Source organism: Acidithiobacillus marinus (genome assembly GCF_002847505.1).
Lineage (GTDB): Bacteria > Pseudomonadota > Gammaproteobacteria > Acidithiobacillales > Acidithiobacillaceae > Acidithiobacillus > Acidithiobacillus marinus.
Genome location: NZ_MXAV01000054.1, coordinates 1 through 2,569, shown reverse-complemented (window position 1 = coordinate 2,569; position 2,569 = coordinate 1). Strand labels below are relative to the sequence as shown.

Sequence of the window (2,569 nt, the reverse complement as noted above, 5' to 3'; positions counted from 1 at the left end):
AACCGGTAACTGAGCGGCGTATCTTGCGGGCTACTTCAGGATATTGTAGAGGTCCGAGCGCAGGGGGTTGGCGGCGAAGTGCTGTTTCCAGAGCCTGGGGGTCAGTTCGGCGACGCGGGATGCGGGATGCTGGCCGACTCGCTGCAGTACATCGACCAGATAGTCGTAGGGGTTGATGTCGTGGAGGCGGCAGGTGGTCAGCAGGCTTTGCACAATGCCCACCTGTTTGGCCCCCAGTTCCGTCCAGCAGAACAGCCAGTTCTTTCTTCCCATGGGGATTACTCGAAGTCCGCGTTCCAGATGGTTGGTGTCCATGGGCACATTGGCATCGCTGAGGAAGACTTCCAGTCCCGCCCGGCGTTTGTGGGCATAGGCGAGGGCTTTGCTCAGGGGGTTGCTGGGCAGCAGTCCGGTATCGGCGGCGGTATCCGCCACCCAGGTGAAGAACGCTTCGACCAAAGGCTTCGCTTTCGTCAGCCGGAGCGCGTGCTTTTGCACGCCTTTCAGACCCTGCTCCCGAATTTCGGCTTCCACTGCATAGATCTGGCTAATCAGGTCCAGGGCGACGGCGGCCCGCTGCGGATCGGCATCCTGGCTCTCGTAGAATTCCCGACGGGTATGCGCCCAGCACTGGGCATGGGTGAGTCCTTCCGTTTTTTGGACATAACGGCTGTAGGCGGCATAACCATCCGTCAGCAGGATCGATCCGGGGGGTGCGGTCAGACCCAGGAGCTGATCGACATGCTCTGCCCGGCGGCTTTCACAGTAGGGGAAGCAGATTTCATCCAGTTCCCCATACACCGGCCAGAAGTACCCTTGTTTCATTTTGCCCGGTCCTTTCAGACCGGCCTTGATGGGGGTTTCATCCATGGCCTTCACCCGGGAGGCCCGGATGGATTCAAACTGGGCATCATGGATGGGTTCCAGCAGCCCCACAATCTGTTGCATCAACCGGGTCAGCCACGGCCGGCTCAGGGTAAAACCGCCATCCTGTAAGCGCTGGTGAATCCGGTAGAGCGGCAGATGATAGAGGAACTTATCGACGACCATGCCGGCGGCGAAGCTGACGTCGGCGCGACTGCCTTCAAGGACGCCTACGGGGGCGGCGGGGCAATGGATGACCTGGGTGTCGAGACGCTTGATGACCGGGCGGACATATTTGATCACCACATAACTGCCGGGCTGCTGGGCCAGACGGTAGGTTTCCTTGGTGCCGATGACGGTGTATTGCTCCGGGGTCAGACCCGCGATTTCGGGGTTGGGGACTTCAATGGTGGTAACCGGGACTTGATCGGCATCGAAGAATGGGACCGCTTCGGCCCGGTCTTCGGCCTTGCTGCGGGTGCTTTTGCGGGTATGGGCCGGAATGCGGCGGGTGGGCGCTGCTGCCGGGGGCACCGGGGTTTCTATGCCCAGCGCCTCCGCCAGGGTCAACTGCTGGGTTGGGGCTTCGGGGATCCGCTTTTCGCTCTTCTGGCCGAAGGTCTGGCGTTTGAACCAGTCGAGTTGATGTTTGAGCGCGTCGATCTGTGCCTGGAAAGCGGTCATTTGCTGCTGAAAGGCCGTTAATTGTTGTTCGGTATGCAGCCATCCCTGCACGGCCAGGAGGACGGTTTGCGGGGACAGGGCGGCGGCCTCTTCAAGGCTTAAAGGGGTCGGGAACAAGGCCGCCGCTGTGACGTTTTTCATGTGTAAAATCATAGCAATAATCACTGATTCTGTCCATAAAAAAGGCCTCGAAACGGCGTAAAAAAAGCATGTTATTCCGCTGGTTCCGGTACCTGATAGCGCTTGCGCTGTGCGCCCGGCACAATCCCTTCGAGCATCAGCTTGAGATCCGTCCAATCCATCTCCCGGGTCACCACTTTCTGCCAGTCCGGGAGAAAGCGACCGCGCTCCAGACGCTTGGCCCAGAGGCAGAATCCGGTGCGATCCCAATATAACACCTTCATTTGGGTCGCCCGCCGGTTGATGAACACAAAGAGATGCCCAGACAGTGGATTCTGCTGCAAGACCTGACGAGTCAGCGCATACAGCCCGTCATAGGACTTGCGCATATCCACCGGCTGACCGCAGAGATGCACCCGTACCCGACCTTCCGGGAAAAACATCAGCCCCGCACCAGATGCAGAATCAGGCCACCGCCCAGATCCAGACGGAGTTCCAGTCGATGCGCAGCGTCTGCTTCCCGTCGGGCCGGAGAGGGCAGGTCTTCCAGCGCGCCCAAATCGACAAAGTCGGGGATAGGCTGAGGGGCGATGACAGCCGGAATAGCAGGACTCAGCGTCCCGGCAGAATTCCCTCCGGTATTCGGTAATCCCTTGCGCAGCCGTCCTTGCCAACGATAGAAACTGGCCGGACTGATGGATGCCTGATGACAAAAAGCCGTCACCGTCAAAGCACTTTCTGCCTGTTCATTCAGCAATGCCTGCCAGGCTTGGGCACTGCGGCGCGGGGCTCTCCTGCGCGGTGTTGATGGCACCATGTATTTTCTCCTCAGTCATGTCCTGGGAGATTATTCTGCACATCTGAAAATTTCAGGATATAACGCCGCTTAGTTACCGGTTAC

3 protein-coding genes are annotated in these 2,569 nt (G+C 59.1%); all 3 read right to left on the bottom strand.

The window, feature by feature from the left end; translation table 11 throughout:
- Positions 1–30: 30 nt before the first annotated feature.
- Complete coding sequence (gene tnpC, locus B1757_RS14040; protein WP_438263630.1) at positions 31–1,665, bottom strand: IS66 family transposase; 1,635 nt, start codon at positions 1,663–1,665, stop codon at positions 31–33.
- A 95-nt stretch (positions 1,666–1,760) separates the two neighbouring features.
- Positions 1,761–2,111 (bottom strand): IS66 family insertion sequence element accessory protein TnpB, encoded by a 351-nt coding sequence (gene tnpB, locus B1757_RS14035; protein ID WP_101538916.1) that lies wholly within the window; start codon positions 2,109–2,111, stop codon positions 1,761–1,763.
- Complete coding sequence (gene tnpA / locus B1757_RS14030) at positions 2,111–2,485, bottom strand: IS66 family insertion sequence element accessory protein TnpA (RefSeq protein ID WP_101538915.1); 375 nt, start codon at positions 2,483–2,485, stop codon at positions 2,111–2,113. Before tnpA ends, tnpB begins: the two co-directional genes overlap by 1 nt.
- Positions 2,486–2,569 lie beyond the last annotated feature (84 nt).